This is a genomic window from Niallia yueguangensis (assembly GCF_052663115.1).
The window spans coordinates 214,947-232,404 of the sequence record NZ_JBQTCX010000001.1 but is presented as its reverse complement, the minus strand read 5'-3'; the positions used below and the strand labels follow the sequence as shown (position 1 = coordinate 232,404).

The window sequence follows — 17,458 nt, the reverse complement described above, 5'->3', positions numbered from 1 at the left end:
TCAGGGAAGTTATATTATAATAGCTATATCAATTGTGATTGGAGTGTTATTGGATGCAAACAAAAAAAGTTTTTCTATATGTATTTAATACAATGTCGGACTGGGAATATGGATATTTAATTGCTGAACTAAACTCAGGAAGATATTTCAAAAAAGATTTAGCACCTTTAAAAGTAATTACAGTAGGAGCTAATAAAGAAATGATTACTACTATGGGAGGACTGAGCATAAAACCAGATATTTCCCTTGATGAATGTACTCTTGAGAGTAAAGATCTTTTAATTTTACCAGGAGGGACTACTTGGAGTGAAGAAATTCATCAACCTATCTTGGAAAGAATTGGCCAAGCTTTAAAGCTTGGCACTATTGTTGCTGCAATTTGTGGTGCAACTGAGGGCCTCGCGAATATGGGATACTTAGATACTAGAAAGCATACAAGTAATAACTTAGAATATACTAAAATGGTATGTCCTAACTATAAAGGAGAAAAGTTCTATGAGTTGGGATCTGCGGTATCTGATGCGAATTTAGTTACTGCATCAGGAATAGCTCCTCTGGAATTTGCAATGGAGGTACTGAAAAAAATAGATGTATTTACACCAGATGCATTACATTCATGGTATAACCTAAATAAGACTCATAAACCTGAATACTTCTTCCAGTTAATGAATTCAATAAATAAATGAAGTAACTGAAAAGCTTAATTTCTCTATTTTGATTTGTAGAGAAGTTGGGCTTTTTAATTTGGAATTTCCTTATCGTTGTAAATCCGCATTTTCCTGACGCTACCCCATGAAGCACTTCGTAGGCGTATTCAACGGGGATTGAACAAAGGGGAAGCAATGAATGGTTTGGCAAGAGCATTATTTTTTGGAAAACGGGGTGAGTTACGGGAACGAGGGCTGCAAGACCAACTTCAACGTGCAAGTGCCTTAAATATTATAATTAACGTCATTAGCGTATGGAATACCGTATATCTAACCGAAGCAACAAATTTACTGAAGGAAAAAGGGATTTTACGAGAAGACTTACTAAAACATATTTCGCCATTAGGATGGGAACATATCAATTTTCTTGGTGAATACACCTTTGATATGAAGAAAATAGCAAGCCTACATTCGTTGCGACCTCTTATTCAATAAAATAAATGTTGATTTGAAAAGTTTGATACAATTACGTTGGGAAGCCAAATTGTGACAATTCAACAAACGGGCCAGATTGTTGCACAACTACACTCAAAAACTAAAAATATACGGGGGAAATATAGTTTGAAAAAGGCGTTATTTCTTATATTAGACGAGTATGCAGATTGGGAAGGTGCCTACTTATCATCGACATTAAATCAAAGAGAGGATTGGTCTGTTAATACTATTTCTTTAGATAGTATTGTAAGTTCAATAGGTGGCTTTAAAACTTCTGTCGATTATATCATTGGGTCTGAACCTGAAGATTTTAATTTACTAGTGATGATTGGCGGAAATTCATGGAGTAATGATAATAAGAAGCTTTTACAGTTAATCAAAACTACATTTCAAAACAATATTCCCATAGGAGCTATATGTGGTGCGGTGGACTTCTTGGCAAGAAACGGTTTTCTAAATGATCATAACCATACTGGTAACTCAGTTTATATTTGGAATGATTATGAAAATTATAATCCTACTAGCAGTTTTCTAGAGAAACAAGCAGTAAAAGATAAAAATTTGGTTACTGCAAATGGAACGGCTCCTATTGAATTTACTAATTTAATTTTGGAATTGATAGAATTTGATACCCCTGAAAATATTGAAAAAATGATGTATATGAATAGGCATGGTTTTTATAATTATTGCGAAAAATATGGGAACCCGTATTTTGGTTAATTTAATCAATCCTCCGGAACCGAGCGCTTTAATGGCATAAGGATGGATCACAGCAATGGTCAAACTTTAAATTCCAAAGCAACTATAAAAGCCGATACTTCCTTAACGTAGGGAAAATCGGCTTTCTTTATGTCGAAATTTGCTTAGCGTATGTTTTGCGCTTTTTGTTGGTAGGACCCCATATTGTACTGGGCATGTTATTTACTAACTCATAATAGAGTATTTTTTCAATTTCAGAATCCCAAAAATCTGTTTTGTTAGGATTAATAAAATTCATACTATTCACCGACTTATTAATAAATTAGAAAAATATTTATGCTTGATAATTGATAAATTAGTATAAATGACTTATACTAATTATGCTTATTATTTTAATGAAAGAAATGAGGTTATTTATGCAAGAAGTAGAGGTAAAGTTCAGTGAAGTACGTTACGTTTTAACTTTTGACAAGGAAAGGAGAAGAAAAAGTACTAGTAGTATCTGATGAAGAAAGCCTGACAGCATTTCGCTATATGCTTGAAAATTGTTTAGTAGCTCAAGATTTTAAAACTCAAGGCTGTCTAGAAAAACATAATTTAGAAAATTATTTAAAGTCAAGAATCACACCTTCTGATAAAAAGTGTCTGCTTCAATGTTTAGAAAAAATTAATTTCAGTGGTTTATTGGGAACAAAAATAAGGTTAGTAGATAAAAATATAGTTCATAAAACATCGCAGGAAAATGTTATGATTTCAGAAATTGAGTTGCCAATAAAGACAAAAATTGGTTTGTTTTCAGGTGATGTTACACATACAACTGAAATAAATTTAGACCATGTCAATCAGGAACACATTGAAGCAAGTCTATTAACTGAATTATGTAGACAAACTTCTATGGTAACAGTCTATCTAGATTTTTAGGTTCAGATGCCGAGTATCATATCATTGAAGAATTTAAAAAATATAGAGATATTGTTCAAAGAAGTAACGATATATTGATTCAAACGATCCCAGTAAAAGGAAAGAAAAATAAAGGAATAGGATTATGTCTCTTCACTGTGTATCAAAATTCTAAATTATTTTTAAGTGGTTATTTTTCAGTTATGTATTTTAAGAAAGGAATGTGACATGAATAAAAACATATTAATTATAATTGCAATGTGTTTAGGTGTCTTCTTGACCTTGCTTGATACAACGGTAATGAATATTGCATTGGCAAGTATCCAAGTAAGTTTGAACACAAATTTAACAGCTTTGAACTGGGCATTAAATGTTTATAGTCTATTATTTGCGGCTTTTGCGATTCCTTTAGGGAAGGTGGCAGGACGTATCGGGCTAAATAAGTCATTTTTGATTGGTATTGTTGTTTTTCTAATAGGTTCACTTGTTTCAGGTGCTGCAGGTAATGTTGCATTTCTAATTGGCGGGCGTCTTATGCAAGCATTCGGTGCAGCGATTGTGCTACCTTTATCAATGACGATTGCTTATTCAACAGTTGCTGTGGAAAACAGAAAACCAATTATTGCAACAGTTGCAATGACTCAGGGTCTAGCGGGAGCGCTTGGTCCCAGTATTGGAGGTGTTTTGACGCAATACTTTTCTTGGCGTTGGGTCTTTTTTGTAAATGCTCCAATCATTTTCCTCATTATTGCTTTATGTTTTTACACACTAGATTTTAAAAATGAAACTGTAAATAATGAAAAAATTGACGTCATCGGATCGCTTCTTTGTATTTCAACGTTGTTTACCTTAACACTTGCCTCAATACAGGGCAATGCTTGGCATTGGACAAGTCTGGCTATAATGAGTTTATTTGCAATTAGTTTCATCTCATTGCTCGCATTTATTTGGTATGAAAATAAAATTGATTACCCTATGATTCCAATGAAGCTCTTTAGTTATCGCCAGTTCAACGGTGCGGCTTTAACTATGGTTTTGAGTACAGTTTTCTTTGTTGGGGTGTTCATTATTTTGCCAACTTATTTTGTTAAAATTCAACATCAAACTGAATTGGCAGCTGCGTTACTTTTGACGATTATTAGCATTGTACTTTCTATTTTTTCACCGATGGCTTCTATGTTGATTTCAAAAATTGGTGCTAGACTAATTATTTTCTTAGGATTTATTTTGATGGGAATTTCTTATAGTCTTTTTGCAACGATAAGTATGACTAGCACGATACAAATTTATGTTGCTTGTGCTTTATTAGGTGCTGGATATGGACTTTTACTTGGGCCAGTTCAAGTTTTAGGGGCGAGTGATTTTAAAGGTGATCTACTGACAGCTTCGCAATCTGTTTTGTTTGTTTTGCGTCAAGTTGGTCTAGTTTTTGCTTTTGCGGTTTTTATCTCAGCTCTTAATAGCAACATTCAAGAAATTGATGTTAAATATACCCAAATTTCAGCTTTCACAAGTATATATAAAGTTGCGCTTTTCTTTGTGTTTTTAACATCAATGGTGAGTCTTCTCTTTAAAAGAAAAAAGATGGATTAAACTTTAACTATTTGGTATAATTAAAATAACTTAATTATACCAAATAGGAGAATTATCCCATGTCATATTCAATCGCATTTTCACAAGCTACAGAAATTATTCTGTATATCAGCATAAAGTCAGAGGAAGAACAATCTAAATACTTGTCAATACAGAGTATTTCAGAAAAACTAAATATGCCAATTCCAAGTGTAAAACGACTGGTCGGATTGCTAAAAAACGAAGGCCTAATTACTTCAAAAACGGGCATTTCAGGTGGTTTAATGTTAATGAAAAAAACGCAAAACATTACTTTATTTGACATTTTTAAAGCGATAGAAGGCAGTAAAGCCATGTTTAAGTTTTATCAAGGATTTGATGTCTCTAAATTTGAACACGCTCAACAAGTCGAAAAGCAACTCAATCAGGTTAGTGATTTATTAAATGAAGCTGAACAAGCGATGTTAGAGGTTTTGAAAAAGAAAACTGTATGGGAAATTATGGAGGATTAAATGAAAGCTATGATATATAGCGGAAAAGGCCATTTGTTGTTTGAATTCCGCAGTAAATGTTCGGCGTGCTTTTTTGGTCATTGTAGCTTCTCCTCTAATTGTCTTATTCGTATTCTACTTGACCTTAAAATATCTGTCCAACTAAGTGTAACCTATCCAGGTTCTTTATATAGAGCAGTCAATAGAAGAAGGCTTGAAGAAATAAAAAAATAGGGCGCGTTTTATTATTTCACCAATTTTACTTTGCGGTCTACAGCAGGAACCCTGTCACTATGCCTTTTAGATTAATTTTTTTTCTTCCTATTGTTTCTTTAGACATATTGATTAAATTTTCTATCATTTGCATCCTTTATGATTAAAAAAGCAGAATTTCTTCCATCTAGTAGAAATTCTGCTTTTTTAATCATTTCAACTTTTCTGCGTATTCCTTAACCATTTCGATTGTTACTACTTTTCGTGTCGGAGTAACTCCTAGTTTTGCCATTGTATTGATTTCTTCTGTTACTTCATTTATTTTTTGAACAGAGAAGCTTTCTCCTTTTGAACAAAGCTGTAAGGCTTCTTCAATATATTGTTCACGCAAATCATCCAATTGTTTAAAAACATTCACCCGACTATTTACTTGTTCCACATGTTTTGTAATTGCTTTATGTACACTCATGATTTACTACCCCTTTTTTATCAATCTTTCTTCATTGTAATATTGTTTTTAAAAAAATGAAAGAACATTTATTAAATTACATAACATAATTATAGTAAACTAAAATGAAACTGCTGTAACGATCCAAGCAAAATGAAGCAGCATAATGCATAAATATAAACTTAGTGGGACAAACAGGAAAATCGTCCATGTTTTTTGATGCCTAGTTAAAAAAAGCATCGAAATGCAAAATAACAAAACGGAAAGAGTAATTTTGCAAAAAAGAAACAGAAAGGGAGAAATATTCCATATACTTTCCATAAGCGGATTAGATTCTGAAATGAAATGTAAATGCAATCCAATACAAGTGAAAAGTCCATCAGCCAGATTAAATAAACTAAGCAAAATAAATAATATTTTCATACAATCAGCTCCTAGTATAAGTATAACCAAAATGGAAACTTTTTACTAATTATCGCTATTTTAATGAAGAAATGAAATAGGTACTTGCTAATGAAAGTGCAAATAATTCTATTGTAATGGATTCTACTGCATTACCGCGCATAATATCTCTTATGTGCGGTTTTTGAAGGAATATAGTATACTTAAACTAGTAAATTAATAGATAGGTGGAAGGATATAATGATAGAAAAAGAACTTTTATCGCAATGGTATGAAGAAGAATTAACGATCTTTACGACACATATGGATAATAAGGATTATAGTAGATTCACTATCGACAATTATCTTCGCGATATTTTATTCTATTTAGAATTTATTACCCGCAAAAAACAACAAAAAGTTCCTTTAGAAGAAGTGAAAAAAATTACGTTAACATTATTTATGAATGAATTAAAAACGAAACGAGCAAACAGTGCTGAATCTAGAAATAGACGGTTAACTGCGATTCGCTCCTTTTATAAATGTTTAATCGATTATGAACTCGTTGCAAAAAATCCAGCGAATGACTATGAAAGTGCCAAAGAACAAAAAGGCAAACTGCCTAGTTATCTGGAAAAGGAGGAGTTAAAATCATTTTTCGCAATGATTGAGAAAGTATCACAAAAACAGCATGTACGAAGAAATAAAGTGATGCTAGGTTTAATGGCATTTGCCGGCCTTCGTGTAACAGAAATACATACGTTAAATGTAACATCGATTCATACTCATAAAAAAGGAATACAAGTGATCGGGAAAGGCAATAAATCAAGATATATTCCACTTCCAGCAGCCTTATATGATGAGTTGCTCTATTATATTCAGGAGGATAGAATTCTACCAATGAAAGGGTATGAAGAGGCTATTTTTATTTCCAGACGAGGAAAAAGAATTTCTCGTAGAAGAATACAAGAAATAACAGAAAGAATCTGTAATGGAGTTGAGCAGGAATTTCCAGAGTTTCATTGGAAAGCGAAAGGAATCTCCAGTCATAAATTAAGGCACTCCTTTGCAACACATTTAGTCCGAGATGGAAGAGATATACGAACTGTTCAGGAATTATTAGGACATACAAATTTAAATACAACTCAAAAGTATACGCATGTTTCAGATAGCCAAAAAGAGCAAGCGATGGATATGGAAATCTCAGATTATTTATCTTGATATCACCATAATAATATTATGTAAACTAACGGTTGGATATAGGCATATTTTACTTATCTATGCATAGAAATAGAAATATAAGTGCTTAGTAAGGAAGTGTTGCGATGCCTCAGAAAAAACATAGCATCATTGTAAAAGCAGACATTCAGAAAGTATGGAATTTCGTACGATCTATCAACAACTGGGCACCACTTGTTCCTGGTTATATTCAACATCAAGTTCTGTCTGATTTAGTCTCTACATGGGAGTTTAAAACGGATTTTGGTTTTATTCAGAAACAAATTCAATTGAGGGTAGATATTCTAAAATGGGAAGAACCAAGTAAAATAACGTTTAAATTAACAGGAATAAACGATAAATTTACTGGCAGCGGCTATTTTTTGGCAAGTCCCATTTCCAAAAAGGAAACAAAAATGACAAGCTTCCTACAAATAGAAGCTGTTGGTACGTTTGCGAGTATGAAGAACAGTATGCTTGAACCAAAGTTAGATGAATTAATACAGGAATTGACGATTAGTATTTGTAAAGAGATAGAGAGTTTATAAGCTACTATAATAACATTATGTAAACTAAAAACCTAATTATCTATTATTAGGTTTTTTCATATCTTTATAAAAACAATAATAATATTATGTAAACAAAAGTAGAGGGAGTGCTGTTTTCATTTCATTCAAATATCTTGAATTCGAAATAATTTTCTAGTACAATAAACCTATTAACAAGGTTAACTTATTAAAAGGAGACTATATCCAATGACAAATTTTGAAACGATTATAAAAAACAGAAGATCTGCTAACAATTTTGTTGAAAATGTATCAATTTCCAAGCAAGAATTAAACGAAATATTTGAAGAAGTGAAATTAGCGCCAAGTGCGTTTAATTTGCAGCACGCCCAATATATAGTCATTCAGGACCATGCATTAAAAGAACAATTAAGAGAGGCAGCGTATGGTCAATACAAGATTAAAACATCCTCTGCAGTTATTATTGTTTTAGGTGATAAACAAGCATATCAAAACGTGGCAAAAATTTATGAAGGCTTAAATATGTTAGGGATTTTAAATGATATCCAATATGAAGCAATGGTCCAAGAAGTCATTCAATTACATGAAAATCGCGGAATTGTTTTTCAAAGAGATGAAGCGATACGCAATGCATCTTTATCAGCGATGCTCTTTATGCTTGCAGCAAAAAATAAAGGATGGGATACTTGTCCCATGATAGGTTTTGATCAAGAAAAAGTTCGCGAATTATTAAAAATTGATGACAACCTAGAACCTGTACTTATGATTACGATCGGAAAAGAAAAGGTAGAAAGTCGAAAGCCGCGTGGTTATCGTAAACCTGTTGGTGAATTTGTTACCTTTCTGTAAGCGAGGAAAACATCATATTTCAGCAATTGGCTGTAATCCACAAGAGAATTTTGATTTTTATAGTGAAATAGCAACAGATTCCCCTGGATTTACTGTTGATTAAGAGGATTCTCATCTAGGATAAATATCAATGTTGCCCGCATGGTATGAATCACAAAGTGAAAAAATTGAAGCAAGTTTGTCTCCTCTTATAGTAAGACATAGATAAATAAATAGGGATTCATGTCAGGGTGATTGAATAACCATGTAAAAATTCTTTATGAAAAAACATAATTCTGTTAATCTATCATATAGAATGAAATAATAAACGATAGGAGTTAGCTTTTTTTCATGAAAATAGTAACATGGAATGTAAATGGAATTAGAGCATGTGTGAAAAAGGGATTTCTTGATTTTTTTCACGAAATAAATGCAGATATATTTTGTATTCAAGAATCAAAATTACAAGAAGGACAAATCTCATTAGAACTGGATGGCTATCATCAGTTTTGGAATTATGCAGAAAGAAAAGGCTATTCGGGTACGGCCGTATTTTCAAAAATAAAACCACTTTCCGTCGCTTATGGACTGGGAGATGATTTTGAAGAGCGAGAAGGAAGAGCGATTACCCTTGAATTTGACACATTTTATTTAGTAAATGTGTATACACCAAATGCAAAACGAGATTTGAGCAGACTGCCGTATCGATTGGAATGGGAAAAACAACTACAAAGCTATTTAATTTCCCTGCAGGAAAAAAAACCCGTTATTTATTGCGGCGATTTAAATGTAGCTCATCAAGAAATCGATTTAAAAAATGCAAAATCAAACATGGGGAATTCCGGCTTTACGCTAGAAGAACGAGGGGAAATGAGCACTTTGCTTGCAGCAGGTTTTATTGATTCGTTCCGTTATCTTTATCCCGAAAAAACGGATGTATATACATGGTGGTCGTATATGGCAAAAGTAAGAGAAAGAAATATCGGTTGGAGAATTGATTATTTTATTTTATCGGAAAGTTTAAAAGATAAGCTGATCGATGTAGAAAGTCATTGTCATATCATGGGCAGCGATCACTGTCCAGTCTCTTTGACTATTAACATATAGTTTGAAAGAAGGGGACGATTGATACACTTTTAAAAATGGATATAGTGTAGATTGGAATCTAATTGAAGCGAAAAACAATTTCACCGATAAAGTGATAGCGTCTTGAAAAATGTGACTCTACGATAAAAAGCACATTTTCAAGACGCTTTTCTAAAGTCCTTAGAAATAAACTTACAAGTAAAATTTTAAAAAGACGGGTGGGTTTTCTCAAAGTTTGTTGTTTTTTAAGTAAAAAAATGGGAGAAGAAGTACTCAACAGCAATCTATTGAAGTAGACTCTCCACTTGATTTTTCCGAAATTTCAGTGAAAAGAGTTCGATTTTTTCGTATAATGAATATATCGAATTTACCATTGAATTCCTATAAAAAATTGGCCGCATGTAATCGAAATTATGATTGTTGAAGTTGCTAACATATAGGAAAAAGTTTATTCATGAAACACCGTAAAAATTTATTAATCATGTAAAATTTCAAGGAAATTAGGAGGGGTTCATTTTGTCAAACTTAAGCACTTTAAATCATACAAATTTAGAGGAACTATATGCAAATTTTGAGAAAAAATATTCGGAATTTAAAGATAAAAAGCTATCATTAGATATGTCTAGAGGAAAGCCTAGTCCGGATCAACTAGAGCTTTCATCTGATCTTTTCACCATTTTGGATGCTGGTGAAATGGAAGCAGCTGATAAAATAGATATTCGCAACTATGGATCAGTGGATGGTTTAACAGAAACAAAAAATCTATTTGCTGAAATACTGCAAGTAAGTCCTCAAGAAATAATTGTTGGCGGTAATTCTAGTCTTAATTTAATGTATGATACGATATCGAGGGCATTAATAAAAGGGGTTATTGACAGTGACTTGCCATGGGTAAAATTACCTAAAGTAAAGTTTTTGTGTCCAAGTCCAGGTTATGATAGGCACTTTGCTATTTGCGAATTTTTTAATATCGAAATGATCACAATAGACATGTTAGATGATGGACCAGATATGGATAAAATTGAAGAACTAGTAAGTAAAGATGACTCGATAAAAGGGATTTGGTGTGTTCCTAAATATAGCAATCCAGAAGGTATAATATATAGTGATGAAGTGGTTAACCGACTTGCAAATATGTCTTCGAAAGCCAATGATTTTAAAATTTTCTGGGATGATGCATATACTGTTCATCATTTAACAAATGAACAGCCTCATTTAAAAAGTATCCTAAAAGCTTGTCGCGATGCAGGTCATCCTAATCGAGTTTTTATCTTTGCTTCTACATCTAAGGTGACATTACCAGGATCTGGTGTTGCAGTGATGGCAGCCAGTGAAGAAAACATTTCCTTTATTCGAGAGCAGCTTTCTGTACAAACAATTGGTCCAGATAAGATTAATCAGCTACGGCATGTTCGTTTTTTAAAGAACTTGGAACATATTACATTACATATGAAAAAACATGGTGATATCATCAAACCTAAATTCGATATCGTATTAAACGTGCTTGATTCCCAATTAAGCCAATATAAAATTGCCTCATGGAGCAAACCTAAAGGCGGTTATTTTATCAGTTTAAATACATTAGATGGTTGTGCAGCAGAAGTAGTAAAGCTTGCTTCTGAAGCTGGCGTTACATTAACGAAAGCAGGAGCGACATTTCCTTATGGAAAAGACCCTAGAGATAGAAATATTCGCATAGCTCCTACATACCCAACGACAACAGAATTAAAAACGGCAATTGAGGTATTATGTTTATGTGTACAACTAGCGAGTATTAAAAAGTTACTTCAAAATAAATAAAAGACCAGTTTGAGTAAACTGATATAACTATAGTTAGAAAATATGAAAAATTCTAAACTAGATAATCTAGATTATTTAGTTTGAGTATGGCACCGATTCAAGAAATAAGGAGTTATTATAGAAATAAAATATATTTTAGGGAAGAGGCCGTCTATGTTCAGATAGGCTTTTTTTACGATGAAAAAATGTAAACAGATTATTAAACGAAAAGAGGAAAGGGTTTATTAAGTATACAAGATACAACTATAATTCAATATATTGACATTACGGTAGATTGGATGTATTATTTGTTTGTACATACAAATAATACATGAGAAGTGATACTAATACTAAATGAGGGAAAAACTATTTAAAGATATTCAACTGTACTTGGAAAAGAAGCTTGTAATCAATTGAGTAGTCATCTTCTAGGGGCTAGCTGCAAATTGAGTTAAGGAAAAATTTTAAACACATATTTGTTTGTACAAACAATAAAAACGATAGGAGAGATTTATATGAAAACGCTAGTACTCGTTGTGCATCCAAGCATAGAATCCTCTCGAGTAAATAAAAAGTGGAAAGAAGCGGTTTTGACTGTACCAGGATTAACAGTTCATGATCTCTATGAAAAATATCGTAATCAACCCATTGATGTAGAATTAGAGCAACAACTACTACTCGCTCATGATCGTATTGTTTTTCAATTTCCGTTATACTGGTACAGCAGTCCTCCACTTTTAAAACAGTGGTTTGATGAAGTGTTTACCTTCGGTTGGGCTCATGGCCCTGGTGGAACGAAATTGAATGGGAAGGAATGGGTAATAGCCATTTCCATTGGTTCACCAGAACATTCTTATCAAGCCGGTGGATATAATTTATTTTCAGTTAGCGAACTGACAAAGCCGTTCCAAGCATCTGCTAGTTTAGTAGGCATGACTTATCTTCCTTCCTTTGTCGAATATCGTGCAAATAAAATCAGCGACCAAGAAATCGCCCAAAGTGCGATTCGATATGTAGAACATATTACAAATAAAGAATTAAACCCGAAGATTCGCCTTCGCAACTATATAAAACAACTAGAAGGTTGAACTATTCCCACTTAGCAAGCTTAAAGCGGGGATTCTTAAGTTCTAAAACTTAAGAACCCCATCGGTTAATTATACAAGATGATAGAAGTGTTCATTTGCTCCGAAATTCATAGAAAATAACAACCCCATATCCTGACTTAGACAAAGGAATCGAGTTATTTAGTGAAGTAAATATTGACGTTGTATATTTTTCATGAAGCTATCCAATATAGCGTGAAGATAACGAAATAACATTTAATCAATGTGAATATTTTTTTTACTTAACAACTTGTTATGAAGTTTTGATAAGATAAGCAGTGCAATGATAGAGCCTATTAATGTTAATGACATATCCCATTGTGAATCCCAAATGTCGCCTTGTGTTCCTAAGAAGTCTTTTGAAGCTTTATTGCCTTTTGAAATGATTGCGGCTAACCATTCTATAATTTCATATAACGCTCCAATTGAAAGTGCAAAACTTAATGTAACAGCCCATAACCATGCTCCTTTTGTTAACTGGGATTTTCGTATTAATACTTCTCTAATCACAATTGCAAATAAACCTTTTAGTAGATGTCCAAACCGATCATAGTGATTCCGTTTTAGGTCATATTGATCTTTTATCCAATTAAATAGAGGAACTTTTTCGTACGTATAATGTGCGCCGATAAACATAGTAATCGTAACAATCGCAATAATGATATAGGATAATGTAGTAAGGCGAAATTTATTATATGTAGCCATGACAAGGATCAATAGCACAATTGCTGGAAGTGCTTCCATCGTCCATATCAAGTATCCAGATGGCTGGATAACAGACCAAATAAGAACGGCTATTACTAATATTAGTAATAATAAAGAAGTTCCTCTACTTTTATCTTTTTCCAATTTTTTCACTCCATTATATTCATGTATTTTTTAATAGTAGGTTCCATCTGTATTCATTTCATGATGTTTATAAATAAAGTCTTTAATCATTTCATTAAGTTCATGTGCAGCTTTTGTAGGGATTTGATGTTTTACACCACTAATGTACTTTAATTCCTTACATGGCAATTTTTCATTTAATATTTTGGCATAATAGGAAAATATCCGATCCTTTTTACCATATACAAGTAAAACTGGCTGTTTGATTTTCTCTAGCTGATTGGTACAGTTATAATGCAAACTAAAACGGTAATACTGCTCAATATTTCTTGCATCTCCTTTTATAGCTTCTTGATACATCTTGTTAAACAACTCTTTCGTATTAGAATTGCTCCATGAAATTGCTAGCGCAAGCACTGGAAATTCTTTATTATTCGCAAGGGTTACTCCTACCGAAATTTTATCCTTTAAAATATCCCTCACTTCAGACATACCACTTATGACAATGCCTCCTAATGCCCGATCAGAAAAATGAAGCAAATATTCCAATACGATCGAACCACCAGTAGAATATCCGCATATCATTGCTTTTTTAATGTTTAAATGGTCCAAAATCGATATCATATCGTTTACAATTAGTGGATAGGTAATGGGTACTTTTGAATACTGACTCTTTCCATGGCCTCTAATATCAAAAGTAATAATTTGAAATTCTTTGGATAATTCCTCTATTTGATATGTGAAATTCATGTCAGAGAGTAAAGGAGGAGTAATAAAAATAATTGGAACTCCTTTTCCTTTCACATGATAGTACAAGCTAATACCATCTACGTCTAACATTGGCATGTAATAGATCACCTCAATAAAAATAATATCGTTTCAAAAGTCTTATCTTATTTTCCCTTTTTATTGTTTTTTTATTACTAATTGTTTTCGTAAAAAATCGGGAGGACATCTAGGTTCGAATATGTTATTGCTTCTTATCGAATATTTACTCGAAAATGCCGGAAAAATAGAAAAATCTCGAACTAGATAATTCTTTGCCTAGAACGAGATCTTTTTAATATTTTTATTGAAATAAGATTTTCATAAGTCTTTTCCATTATATAGATTTTGAGAAATCTGCATCGATACTAAAAAAACTAAACATGCAAGAATAAACGGAATCCATTCCTCAATAGAGCTAGATAGTTTGAAGTTTGTCAACTGATGTATTGGTATATTTTTCATTAAATGCGGAAGTACAAATGGCGTGATAAACACGATGAACATAGAAATATTTTTTGTTTTTATATAACCAAGCTTTATTTGAACCGGTATAAGTATGCCAAATAAGACGGTGATAATAAGTAAGCTGATACCGGTTGAAAAGATAGATAGTGTTGTTAAACCACGAGAAGCACCAAATAGTACTGCAAGTTGATACAACAAATAGCACCCTAGAAAAATAACTAAAATAAAAAGATATTTTGCTTTTACAACTCCACTGCGAGTATAGGGAGTAGTACATAGAAGTGCAGCACCTTTGTATTTTGTTTCTATCATGGAAACAGAACTAAATAAAATAAATTCGACATAAAACACCGTTATAAAAAAACTAATACTGCTTCCATTGCTTACATCGAACTTTGAATAAATGAATATAGGTGCTACGATCGAAAACACCAGCATAAATATTAGATATTTTTTGACTAAAATAAAGTCTTTTTTCACTAAATTAAATAGCATGACAACTACCTCCAATGTATGCAAGCATCACTTGTTCAATCGTTGGTCGTTCGGTAATAATATCCGGTATTTTTTTCTTTACCACATCTACTTGATTGGTTAAACCTTCAAAGCCATACAGTGTTTGTTGACTCGTTATAAATAAAGATTGGATATCATCTGTATAATACCTTTTGTCTCCTTTAACGACTCGATGTCTGTCTAATAAGTCATCTTTGCTTTCATTTAAGACAATTTTTCCATCATCAATTAAGATAAGCATATCTGCCACTTTATCTAGGTCAGTTGTTATATGGGTAGAAAAGAAAACACTTTTTCCTTCTTCCTCCATAAATTCTAACAATATCTTAGAGAGCTCTGTTCTAACTAATGGGTCAAGTCCACTTGTTGGTTCATCCATGATCAATAAATCAGCATGATGGGAAAGAGCTAAACTAAGAGCAAATTTCATGCGCATTCCTTTTGATAAAGTGGCAATTTTTTGGTCTAAACGTAATTGAAATCTTTTTATATAGCTTAAAAAAACGGTTTCATCCCAGTTTGAATAGGAAGGAGCAATTATGCTTTTCATTTCCTTTAACGTCATTTCTTCATATAAATATCCCTCATCTAGGACAACACCGATTCGATTTTTTATTTCCTTTTCGGCTTTTGTAAAGTCCTTATCATTAAATAGGATACTTCCATTATCCTTTGTATATAGTCCTAATATTGTTTTGATTGTTGTGGTTTTCCCTGAACCATTAACGCCAATAAATCCAGTAATACAGCCTTCTTTTAAAGAAAAAGATACGTTGTTTAAACAAAATCCATTAAATTGTTTGTCTAAGTTTTCCACTTGTAATATCGTATTCATTTTTCTTCCTCCTCAAAAAGTACATCCATCATTTGATATAATTCTTCTTTTGATATGCCGAAATCTTTTGCCATTTTCCATGCTTCTGCTAGTTTTTTTTCAATCATATATTTTTTGGATTCTATTAACATTTCTAGATTATCTGGTGCAATAAAAGATCCTTTGCCAGCTTTCGTAATAATAAAACCTTCTTTTTCAAGCTCCTCATATACTCTTCTTGTCGTGAGTACACTCACTTGTAAATCATTTGCTAACGAACGAATAGATGGCAGCTGTTCTCCAGTGACTAATTCTTGACGTAAGATGGCAGATTTGATTTGTTCTTTAATTTGTTGATACAAAGGCTTATCGGAAAGATTTTGAATAATAATGTTCATGAAAATTACCTCGTTTTTCAACTGTATATATATTTAATACACAGTATATACACAATGATCATTTTCTTCAACCAAATTAAGGAAGTTCATAAAAATGTCACATTTAGAAAATAGGTGATATACTGCTCGTGAACAACTACCTACAAAGTTATTGAAAAAAGAATCAAAGCATGTACGCTGCTTTCTGTGCTATTATGAACATATAATTTATAGACACTAAAGAATTTAGGGGGAGAACCAAAATGAAATGTGTATCGATTGATTTAGATGGTACATTATTAAATGATCATCATGAAATTACGGAAGCAAATAAAAAGATAATACAAAAACTTAAGGATAACGATGTACATGTTATTTTAAATACGGGCAGACAATATCCGGATGTAATCAAAGTTGCAGGTGTTTCAGAATTAGAAGTTCCGATTTTTTGCTTAAATGGAAGCATGATGTATTCTCCAACAGGAGAGTTAATATACGAAACAACGCTAACAACTGACCTATATTACGAGCTTTTAGCCGATTTACAAAAATTAGACGTCGGCCTTCTTGTTTATACGAATCAAGGTGGATTTCCAGCAACATTGCCTCAGTTAAGAGGGAAAGCATGGGATGAAATCCAAAAGATGTTTGATGCCCAAAATTATGACAGCATTCCACAAATAGAAGGCATCAAAATATATAAAATCATTGCGGTTGTTGCCGAAACGGAAATTGCGAAAATTGAGTCAGTAAAACAAACACTGCGAAACTACAAAACAATTTCGTTTTCCTCGTCTTTTCCAAATAACTGTGAAATTACTTCCAACGATGCACAAAAAGGAAAAGCAATTAGAAGATATGAAAATATCAAAAATGTAACCTTTAAGGAAATTTATTCGTTCGGGGACGGTGGAAACGATGTGACTCAGTTTGAAGTATCTACCCGCTCCTTTGCGATGGAAAATGCACCAGATGAAATTAAAAAAAGCGCAAGCGATTTAACGAAAAGCAATAATGAAGATGGAGTAGCATACGCTATTGAGCATATATTAAAATTGGTGTAAAGTATTTTGAGATAATGTACATACGTTTCTACTGTCCCTAAGTAGAAACGTTTTTTATATAAGGCTGTTTTCTAAAAGTTTGATGTTTTTGAATAAAATAATAAACGTGGCTAAAGCACTGAGCACCCTGAATACACGTAGACTCCTGCTTAGAAAAGCAAGAAAGACGAGACTTGTGCAGGAGCATAGCGACGAGGAGGCTCGGCACTCGTCCGCGGAAAGCGAAGTGTATTCAG

At 32.7% G+C, this 17,458-nt stretch carries 19 protein-coding genes and 1 pseudogene; 13 read left to right on the top strand and 7 right to left on the bottom strand.

The window, feature by feature from the left end:
• Nucleotides 1-53: 53 nt before the first annotated feature.
• The 6 genes and pseudogenes from ACTYA4_RS01160 (at nt 54) to ACTYA4_RS01135 (ending at nt 4,825) form a co-directional block, all read left to right on the top strand.
• Nucleotides 54-686, top strand: coding sequence for a type 1 glutamine amidotransferase family protein (locus tag ACTYA4_RS01160; RefSeq protein WP_038182224.1), 633 nt, complete (start codon nt 54-56; stop codon nt 684-686).
• 99 nt (nt 687-785) lie between these two features.
• Nucleotides 786-1,142: pseudogene (locus ACTYA4_RS01155) on the top strand (Tn3 family transposase); the annotation flags it as partial.
• Nucleotides 1,143-1,268: 126 nt separating this feature from the next.
• Nucleotides 1,269-1,862 (top strand): type 1 glutamine amidotransferase family protein, encoded by a 594-nt coding sequence (locus ACTYA4_RS01150; protein WP_443479803.1) that lies wholly within the window; start codon nt 1,269-1,271, stop codon nt 1,860-1,862.
• A 444-nt stretch (nt 1,863-2,306) separates the two neighbouring features.
• A complete protein-coding gene (locus tag ACTYA4_RS01145; protein ID WP_443479698.1) occupies nt 2,307-2,762 on the top strand; it encodes a hypothetical protein in 456 nt (151 codons plus the stop codon).
• A 207-nt stretch (nt 2,763-2,969) separates the two neighbouring features.
• Entirely contained in the window at nt 2,970-4,334 is a 1,365-nt protein-coding gene (locus tag ACTYA4_RS01140) for an MFS transporter (protein WP_443479697.1), read from the top strand.
• 59 nt (nt 4,335-4,393) lie between these two features.
• Nucleotides 4,394-4,825 carry an RrF2 family transcriptional regulator gene (locus ACTYA4_RS01135; protein ID WP_443479696.1) on the top strand — a complete coding sequence of 144 codons (432 nt, stop codon included), beginning with the start codon at nt 4,394-4,396 and terminating at the stop codon, nt 4,823-4,825.
• Nucleotides 4,826-5,228: 403 nt separating this feature from the next.
• Here the strand turns inward: ACTYA4_RS01135 and ACTYA4_RS01130 are convergent, their stop codons facing one another.
• Together ACTYA4_RS01130 and ACTYA4_RS01125 are read right to left on the bottom strand one after the other, a co-directional pair.
• Complete coding sequence (locus ACTYA4_RS01130) at nt 5,229-5,486, bottom strand: DUF2533 family protein (RefSeq protein WP_443479695.1); 258 nt, start codon at nt 5,484-5,486, stop codon at nt 5,229-5,231.
• Between the two features lie 99 nt (nt 5,487-5,585).
• Complete coding sequence (locus ACTYA4_RS01125) at nt 5,586-5,888, bottom strand: DUF5658 family protein (RefSeq protein ID WP_443479694.1); 303 nt, start codon at nt 5,886-5,888, stop codon at nt 5,586-5,588.
• A gap of 219 nt (nt 5,889-6,107) precedes the next feature.
• On the opposite strand from ACTYA4_RS01125, the gene ACTYA4_RS01120 reads away from it, so the two are divergent.
• From ACTYA4_RS01120 to ACTYA4_RS01095, 6 genes are all read left to right on the top strand, one after another.
• Nucleotides 6,108-7,067: a tyrosine-type recombinase/integrase gene (locus tag ACTYA4_RS01120; RefSeq protein ID WP_443479693.1), complete on the top strand. Its 960-nt coding sequence runs from the start codon at nt 6,108-6,110 to the stop codon at nt 7,065-7,067.
• Nucleotides 7,068-7,171: 104 nt separating this feature from the next.
• On the top strand, nt 7,172-7,612 hold the full coding sequence (locus ACTYA4_RS01115) for an SRPBCC family protein (RefSeq protein ID WP_443479692.1): 441 nt from the start codon (nt 7,172-7,174) through the stop codon (nt 7,610-7,612).
• A gap of 207 nt (nt 7,613-7,819) precedes the next feature.
• Complete coding sequence (locus ACTYA4_RS01110) at nt 7,820-8,440, top strand: nitroreductase family protein (protein ID WP_443479691.1); 621 nt, start codon at nt 7,820-7,822, stop codon at nt 8,438-8,440.
• Between the two features lie 330 nt (nt 8,441-8,770).
• Nucleotides 8,771-9,526 (top strand): exodeoxyribonuclease III, encoded by a 756-nt coding sequence (locus ACTYA4_RS01105; protein ID WP_443479690.1) that lies wholly within the window; start codon nt 8,771-8,773, stop codon nt 9,524-9,526.
• 495 nt (nt 9,527-10,021) lie between these two features.
• Nucleotides 10,022-11,305: an aspartate aminotransferase type Ic gene (locus tag ACTYA4_RS01100; protein ID WP_443479689.1), complete on the top strand. Its 1,284-nt coding sequence runs from the start codon at nt 10,022-10,024 to the stop codon at nt 11,303-11,305.
• 494 nt (nt 11,306-11,799) lie between these two features.
• Nucleotides 11,800-12,372 (top strand): NAD(P)H-dependent oxidoreductase, encoded by a 573-nt coding sequence (locus ACTYA4_RS01095; protein ID WP_443479688.1) that lies wholly within the window; start codon nt 11,800-11,802, stop codon nt 12,370-12,372.
• Nucleotides 12,373-12,606: 234 nt separating this feature from the next.
• Here the strand turns inward: ACTYA4_RS01095 and ACTYA4_RS01090 are convergent, their stop codons facing one another.
• The 5 genes from ACTYA4_RS01090 to ACTYA4_RS01070 form a co-directional block, all read right to left on the bottom strand.
• Nucleotides 12,607-13,239, bottom strand: a complete 633-nt coding sequence (locus ACTYA4_RS01090; RefSeq protein WP_443479687.1) for a DUF2238 domain-containing protein — start codon at nt 13,237-13,239, stop codon at nt 12,607-12,609.
• Nucleotides 13,240-13,269: 30 nt separating this feature from the next.
• Nucleotides 13,270-14,064 (bottom strand): alpha/beta fold hydrolase, encoded by a 795-nt coding sequence (locus tag ACTYA4_RS01085; protein ID WP_443479686.1) that lies wholly within the window; start codon nt 14,062-14,064, stop codon nt 13,270-13,272.
• A gap of 240 nt (nt 14,065-14,304) precedes the next feature.
• On the bottom strand, nt 14,305-14,946 hold the full coding sequence (locus ACTYA4_RS01080) for an ABC-2 transporter permease (protein ID WP_443479685.1): 642 nt from the start codon (nt 14,944-14,946) through the stop codon (nt 14,305-14,307).
• Nucleotides 14,936-15,802: an ABC transporter ATP-binding protein gene (locus tag ACTYA4_RS01075; protein WP_443479684.1), complete on the bottom strand. Its 867-nt coding sequence runs from the start codon at nt 15,800-15,802 to the stop codon at nt 14,936-14,938. The genes ACTYA4_RS01080 and ACTYA4_RS01075 overlap by 11 nt, the downstream gene beginning before the upstream one ends.
• Nucleotides 15,799-16,179 carry a GntR family transcriptional regulator gene (locus ACTYA4_RS01070; protein WP_443479683.1) on the bottom strand — a complete coding sequence of 127 codons (381 nt, stop codon included), beginning with the start codon at nt 16,177-16,179 and terminating at the stop codon, nt 15,799-15,801. The genes ACTYA4_RS01075 and ACTYA4_RS01070 overlap by 4 nt, the downstream gene beginning before the upstream one ends.
• Before the next feature lie 242 nt (nt 16,180-16,421).
• Between ACTYA4_RS01070 and ACTYA4_RS01065 the strand changes: the two genes are divergently transcribed.
• Nucleotides 16,422-17,222, top strand: a complete 801-nt coding sequence (locus ACTYA4_RS01065; protein WP_443479682.1) for an HAD family hydrolase — start codon at nt 16,422-16,424, stop codon at nt 17,220-17,222.
• Nucleotides 17,223-17,458: the final 236 nt, after the last annotated feature.

Coding starts and splice junctions, on each gene's coding strand:
- ACTYA4_RS01160 (WP_038182224.1), top strand. CDS start 54: ATGCAAACAAAAAAAGTTTTTCTATATGTATTTAATACAATGTCGGAC.
- ACTYA4_RS01140 (WP_443479697.1), top strand. CDS start 2,970: ATGAATAAAAACATATTAATTATAATTGCAATGTGTTTAGGTGTCTTC.
- ACTYA4_RS01135 (WP_443479696.1), top strand. CDS start 4,394: ATGTCATATTCAATCGCATTTTCACAAGCTACAGAAATTATTCTGTAT.
- ACTYA4_RS01130 (WP_443479695.1), bottom strand. CDS start 5,486: ATGAGTGTACATAAAGCAATTACAAAACATGTGGAACAAGTAAATAGT.
- ACTYA4_RS01125 (WP_443479694.1), bottom strand. CDS start 5,888: ATGAAAATATTATTTATTTTGCTTAGTTTATTTAATCTGGCTGATGGA.
- ACTYA4_RS01120 (WP_443479693.1), top strand. CDS start 6,108: ATGATAGAAAAAGAACTTTTATCGCAATGGTATGAAGAAGAATTAACG.
- ACTYA4_RS01115 (WP_443479692.1), top strand. CDS start 7,172: ATGCCTCAGAAAAAACATAGCATCATTGTAAAAGCAGACATTCAGAAA.
- ACTYA4_RS01110 (WP_443479691.1), top strand. CDS start 7,820: ATGACAAATTTTGAAACGATTATAAAAAACAGAAGATCTGCTAACAAT.
- ACTYA4_RS01105 (WP_443479690.1), top strand. CDS start 8,771: ATGAAAATAGTAACATGGAATGTAAATGGAATTAGAGCATGTGTGAAA.
- ACTYA4_RS01095 (WP_443479688.1), top strand. CDS start 11,800: ATGAAAACGCTAGTACTCGTTGTGCATCCAAGCATAGAATCCTCTCGA.
- ACTYA4_RS01085 (WP_443479686.1), bottom strand. CDS start 14,064: ATGCCAATGTTAGACGTAGATGGTATTAGCTTGTACTATCATGTGAAA.
- ACTYA4_RS01080 (WP_443479685.1), bottom strand. CDS start 14,946: ATGCTATTTAATTTAGTGAAAAAAGACTTTATTTTAGTCAAAAAATAT.
- ACTYA4_RS01075 (WP_443479684.1), bottom strand. CDS start 15,802: ATGAATACGATATTACAAGTGGAAAACTTAGACAAACAATTTAATGGA.
- ACTYA4_RS01070 (WP_443479683.1), bottom strand. CDS start 16,179: ATGAACATTATTATTCAAAATCTTTCCGATAAGCCTTTGTATCAACAA.
- ACTYA4_RS01065 (WP_443479682.1), top strand. CDS start 16,422: ATGAAATGTGTATCGATTGATTTAGATGGTACATTATTAAATGATCAT.